This is a genomic window from Desulfonatronospira sp., assembly GCA_003563255.1.
Lineage (GTDB): Bacteria > Desulfobacterota > Desulfovibrionia > Desulfovibrionales > Desulfonatronovibrionaceae > Desulfonatronospira.
In genome coordinates this window covers 1-5,426 of sequence record PWSL01000269.1, presented here as the reverse complement: position 1 = coordinate 5,426, position 5,426 = coordinate 1, and the positions used below count along the sequence as shown (strand labels likewise).

Here is a 5,426-nt window from a genome sequence, read left to right as displayed (position 1 = left end):
TTTAAGAGGCGAAGCAGAGGTATTGTCCAAAACCGGGACACGGTTTTGGACAAGGCTGCCTTTTCATTTGTCACGAGAAACGAGTGACAAATGAAAAAAATTATCCTGTCTTCCTTGGCGACCTTTGCGCCTTTGAGTGAGAATATGTTTTTGGGTTGCGGACAAAGCCCGCCTTAGTTAGTTGTTATCACAGGACAGTCAAAAGTTCTCGTACACCGCTGGTAACCATTTGATTTTATTGACCCCTGCAACCTGGTTATTGATTCCCTGGCGTATGCAGGAGGGTTTTTTGCAGACGCATCATCCACGGGTCCGGCTCTCCCCGGCTATCAATGCCAACATTGATTTTTCACAGCAATACAGGTAGTAAAACTGGCTGTGTCGGCAACACATGAAAGCAGGGGACAGGCACTACGGGACCCACTTGAGTATCATTTTGTGCTAATAATATATCATTATTTTGGACAAGTGGGTCCTGGAAGAGCCAGTACCAGGAGGTCAATAAATTAGTTTTGCTGTAGTTTTAACCAATGACTGACAACTTTGAACTCTCCAGGTGATATGTAACAGTACCTCTACAGCCTGTTCATCTTATGCAGCTTGAAACGGAAATTAAATATCCGGTTGTTTCTTTTACAACTGTTTTAGAAAGCATTGCTTCCTTAAAAATGCCTTGCACCAGCTGGTATTTTGAAGAGAACCTGGTCCTGGACACGGATGATGGCAACCTGCGCAGACGGGGTGTGCTGCTTCGCATCAGGAAAGGGCAGGGCGGTAAAGTCACCATGAAGCTGCCTGTTGCCGGCCGGGAAGAGTCCGGCTGCAAGCAAAGACATGAGATTGAAAGCGGGATAGAGGACCCTGACCAAATGCTGATAATGCTGACTCACCTTGGTTTCAAGACGTGGTTCAGGTATGAAAAGTTCCGCAGGGTCTGCAGACGGGGTAAAACCAGGATCTGCCTGGATATACTCCCTTTCGGCAGTTTTATAGAGCTTGAAGGACAGCAGGAAAGTTTCCATGATATAGCCCGAGAACTGGGCCTGGATCCTGAAAAAGGAACTGCCCTGAACTATCATGACCTGCACCAGGAATACCGCCGGGGACATGGCCTGGAACCGGATCCGAATTTTGTTTTCCATGAACCTCAAAAAAGAGACCTTGCCCTGAAACTCAACGTGATAATATAAGGAGAAACAGGTTGTTTACCAAGCAAGAACTTGAAAAATATGCAGAAGTCATGTTCTGGGGTATGCGCAAGGCCAGAAAGCATCCCTTTGCTCCCGGGGATATTGTTCTCATACGTTCAGATTTGAGCTGCATTCCACTGGCCCATGAGTTGTTTCGTAAATTTATGGACCAGCGTTATTACCCGGTTTTGCGGATAACTCCCCCTGAAGAAGTTGAAAAGACATATTTTTCCATGGCAGAGGATTTTCAGCTCGATTTTAAGTTACCTGGAGACCGGGAACTATATTCTCATCTAAACGGTCTGGTCTCACTGCTTGGTCCGGAGTCTCTTACGCATTTAAAGGATATTGACCCTTCCCGGATAGGCAGGTTTGCAGTAGCCAAGAAGTATTTGCGGGACATACTTGAGGCGCGCGAATCCGAGGGCGCTTTCGGCTGGAGCCTGTGCCTGTATCCTACTGCAGAGCTGGCTGCAAAAGCAGGCTTGACCCTGGAGCAATACAAGGACCAGATCGTGCGTGCGGTCTACCTGGACAGGGACGACCCCTGCTTTATCTGGGAAAATATATTCGAACAAACCAGACGGATTAAAGATTGGCTGGACAATATGGATGTAGAATACTTTCATGTCCTGTCTCAAAATACGGACCTGAAGGTTTATCCAGGCGAAAAACGCAGGTGGGTGGGGCTTTCAGGGCATAATATTCCCAGCTTTGAACTGTTTCTTTCCCCGGATTACAGAAAAACTCAGGGAGTATTCTTTTCTGACCAGCCATCTTATCGCAGCGGCAACATGGTACGTGGAGTAACGCTTGTATTCAAGGATGGCAGACTGCAGGAAGCCAGAGCAGAAGAGGGCGAAGAGTTCCTCAAAAGGCAGATTCAGATGGATGAAGGGGCCTCCATGGTGGGGGAATTTTCTCTGACGGACAAGCGTTTTTCCCGCATCAACACCTTTATGGCCCATACACTCTACGATGAGAATTTTGGAGGGGAGAACGGCAACAGTCATATAGCACTGGGAGCATCCTATGCCGACACCTATTCCGAGGATTCATCACAGCTGACCCCGGAACTCAAGCAGGAAATGGGCTTCAACGACTCCGCACTGCATTGGGACCTTGTTAATACCGAGCCCAAAGAGGTGCATGCATACCTCAATAGTGGAGACGTTCTGACCATATACCGTGACGGGCAGTTCACCATTGCTGATGTTTGATGGGGTTAAAAACTAGATTCAAAAAGGAAATGATACATGAAAACAGTCTTCATTATGCCCTGCCTGGACATGAAAGAAGGCCGCGTGGTCAAGGGAGTCAACTTCGTAAACATAACCGATGCCGGAGATCCCATGGAACACGCGGCCTTTTACCAGCGTCAGGGCGCGGATGAACTGGCCATCCTGGATATTTCCGCCACTCAGGAAAACAGGAAGACCCGGCTGGAGTGGGTGCGCAGCGTATCCTCGGTTATAAGCATTCCCCTTACCGTGGGAGGAGGCATATCCTCCCTGGACGATATCAAGATGGTCCTGGATGCCGGGGCGGACAAGGTTTCCATGAGCAGCGCAGCGGTCAAAAACCCTGAACTTATAGATCATGCGGCCGGAGAATGCGGTTCTCACCGGGTCACCGTGGCCCTGGACGGAAGGCGCAACTCGCAGATGCCATCCGGTTTTGAACTTGTGGTGGCCGGGGGTACCAGGCCGATGGGTGTTGATGCAGTGAAGTGGGCCAAAGAATGTCAAGAGCGTGGGGCCGGGGTGCTTTTGCCCACCAGCATGGACGGTGACGGCACAAAAAACGGCTATGACCTGGAATTTACCCGGGCCATATCGGATGCTGTTGATCTGCCGGTGGTGGCCTCCGGAGGAGCAGGAGAGCTGGAGCATTTTTACCAGGGCGTTGTTGATGGCGGGGCGCAGATCCTGCTGGCGGCCTCAGTATTTCATTACCGCACCCTGAGCATCACCGAAGTCAAAAAGTATCTGCAGCAGAAGGGGCTGCAGGTAAACCTGTAATCATTATGCCTGAAGCAAGCATTGCACAGCGCTGTTCCGGGATAAAGCCGTTTTACGTCATGGAAATCCTGGAGCGGGCCAAGGAGATGGAAAAGGGCGGCAGGGATATAATTCACCTGGAGATTGGAGAGCCTGACTTCGATACCCCGGAATGTGTCAAAGAGGCAGCACAAGAGGCCATGCACAATGGCTGCACTCATTACACCCACAGCCTGGGCATCCCGGAACTCAGGCAGGCCATCAGCAGGCATTACCAGAACAATTACTCGGTGCAGGTGGATCCCGACAGAATCCTGGTCACTTCAGGAACATCCCCGGCCATGCTGCTCCTTTTTTCTACCCTGCTGCATCCAGGGGACGGAGTCATCCTGCCGGATCCCCACTATGCCTGCTATCCAAGCTTTATCTGTTTTGCAGGGGGCAGGCAGATAAAAATTCCCACCAGCCGGGAAGACGGGTTTCAACTGCATCCGGATAAGGTCAGAAAACATCTGAGCCGGGATGTCAAAGCCATATTTATAAATTCACCCTCAAACCCCACGGGCAATCTCCTGACGGATCAGGTCCTGCAGGAACTGGCAGAACTTGGTCCCTGGATGGTCTCGGACGAGATATATCACGGCCTGGTCTACGAAGGCAGGGAGAGAAGCATCCTGGAATTTACCGACAGGGCCTTTGTCCTGAACGGTTTTTCCAAGCTTTATGCCATGACCGGGTGGCGTCTGGGCTATCTCATTGCCCCGGAGCCTTTTGTCAGGACTTTGCAGACCCTGCATCAGAACTTTTTTATCTCCGCCAATTCCGTGGCCCAATGGGCAGCTGTGGCAGCACTGGAAAAGGCCCGGGCCGATGTCAGTCATATGAAAGAGGTCTACAATCAGAGACGCAAGTACATGCTGGAAAGACTCAAGGGTATGGGCTTTGGCATTGGAGCTGAACCCACCGGGGCCTTTTATATCCTGGCGGACGCCGGGTTTTTATCCGGGAATTCTTATGAGCTGGCTTTTGATATTCTGGAAAAGGCCGGAGTGGGCGTTACCCCGGGAATTGATTTCGGCGACTGCGCTGAAGGCCATATCAGGTTTTCCTACGCCAACTCCCTGGAAAACATAGAAAAAGGCATGGACAGGCTGCAGCAATATGTAAATGAAAATGCCTGACTGCACCCTGTTTGTGATCGTTGAATATTATTCAGGGGTGGACTGTTGCCTGTTAATTAATTCCCACCTTATATTAAGTCCATCGTATCTGTTTAGCGCTGTTAAGGAAAGCAGGGGACAGGCACTCCGGGACCCACTTGAGCATCATTTTGTGCTCAAAATGACTCGATTTCCGGGGCAAGTGGGTCCCGGAAGAGCCAGTCCCCCTGCCACATGCAAAGCGCTTAACAGATACAGTCCATCATGAATCTTTTTCAGCTGCAGGAATATTCTGCACATGCGCCTGCTCCTGCTTTCCTGACTTGATAATCATGATCCAGTCTGTTTTTCTGAAGTTGCCGGTTTCAACATTTTTGGCCGGTTGTCATCAAATTGTAACGCAGACTTCATATTATGGCATCAAGGTTGAATTAACAGTCTTTAACACTACAGCGACACTTTGTGAATATTATCGCCTCGGTTACCGGGGACAGGCACTTTTGCCGAACTCAAACCGTAAAACGGCCGGACTATCCGGCGGCAAAAGAGTCAGTCCCCTTCCAGCTTAAAGAAAGTGTCGCTGTAGTGTTAAAACCATTGCAAAAAAGGTAAGCAGCATGAAAAAAAGCAAGATCCTGGTCATAGAGGATGAAGAGGATATCCAGAACCTGCTGCACATAAATCTGGAAGCAGCAGGGTACAGGGTGTTTCTCACAGACAACGGCTATGACGGACTTAAAATCGCCAGAGAAGAGCAGCCTGAACTGATTATCCTGGACCTGATGCTGCCGCACATGGACGGCCTGGAGGTCTGTCGCCGCCTGAAAAAGGATGACAAACTCAAGGACATCATAGTCATCATGGTCACGGCCAAGAGCGAAGAGATGGACCGGGTGGGGGGTTTTGAGCTGGGCGCTGACGATTACGTGGTCAAGCCGTTCAGCATCCGTGAACTTCTGCTGCGCATCAAGGCGGTGCTGCGCCGGGAGTACAGGTCTGATTCCGGTGTGGAAAGGATCTGGAAGCATAAAGGCCTGGAGTTTGACTTTGAGGCTATGGAGTTCAAGGTGGACGGT

General features: G+C 50.2%; 5 protein-coding genes. All 5 read left to right on the top strand.

Going from position 1 to position 5,426, the window contains the following annotated elements; translation table 11 throughout:
• Positions 1 to 593 precede the first annotated feature (593 nt).
• On the top strand, positions 594 to 1,190 hold the full coding sequence (locus QZP87_RS07830) for a class IV adenylate cyclase (protein WP_291322363.1): 597 nt from the start codon (positions 594 to 596) through the stop codon (positions 1,188 to 1,190).
• Between the two features lie 11 nt (positions 1,191 to 1,201).
• A complete protein-coding gene (locus QZP87_RS07825; RefSeq protein ID WP_291322362.1) occupies positions 1,202 to 2,410 on the top strand; it encodes an aminopeptidase in 1,209 nt (402 codons plus the stop codon).
• A gap of 36 nt (positions 2,411 to 2,446) precedes the next feature.
• Positions 2,447 to 3,211: an imidazole glycerol phosphate synthase subunit HisF gene (gene hisF / locus QZP87_RS07820; protein ID WP_291322361.1), complete on the top strand. Its 765-nt coding sequence runs from the start codon at positions 2,447 to 2,449 to the stop codon at positions 3,209 to 3,211.
• A 5-nt stretch (positions 3,212 to 3,216) separates the two neighbouring features.
• On the top strand, positions 3,217 to 4,371 hold the full coding sequence (locus QZP87_RS07815) for a pyridoxal phosphate-dependent aminotransferase (protein WP_291322360.1): 1,155 nt from the start codon (positions 3,217 to 3,219) through the stop codon (positions 4,369 to 4,371).
• Between the two features lie 596 nt (positions 4,372 to 4,967).
• A partial coding sequence (locus QZP87_RS07810; RefSeq protein WP_291322359.1) for a response regulator occupies positions 4,968 to 5,426 on the top strand: 459 nt, incomplete at its 3' end.

Bases quoted from the DNA above. Each gene is read 5' to 3' on its own strand.
- QZP87_RS07830 (WP_291322363.1), top strand. From the start codon at position 594: ATGCAGCTTGAAACGGAAATTAAATATCCGGTTGTTTCTTTTACAACT.
- hisF (WP_291322361.1), top strand. From the start codon at position 2,447: ATGAAAACAGTCTTCATTATGCCCTGCCTGGACATGAAAGAAGGCCGC.
- QZP87_RS07815 (WP_291322360.1), top strand. From the start codon at position 3,217: ATGCCTGAAGCAAGCATTGCACAGCGCTGTTCCGGGATAAAGCCGTTT.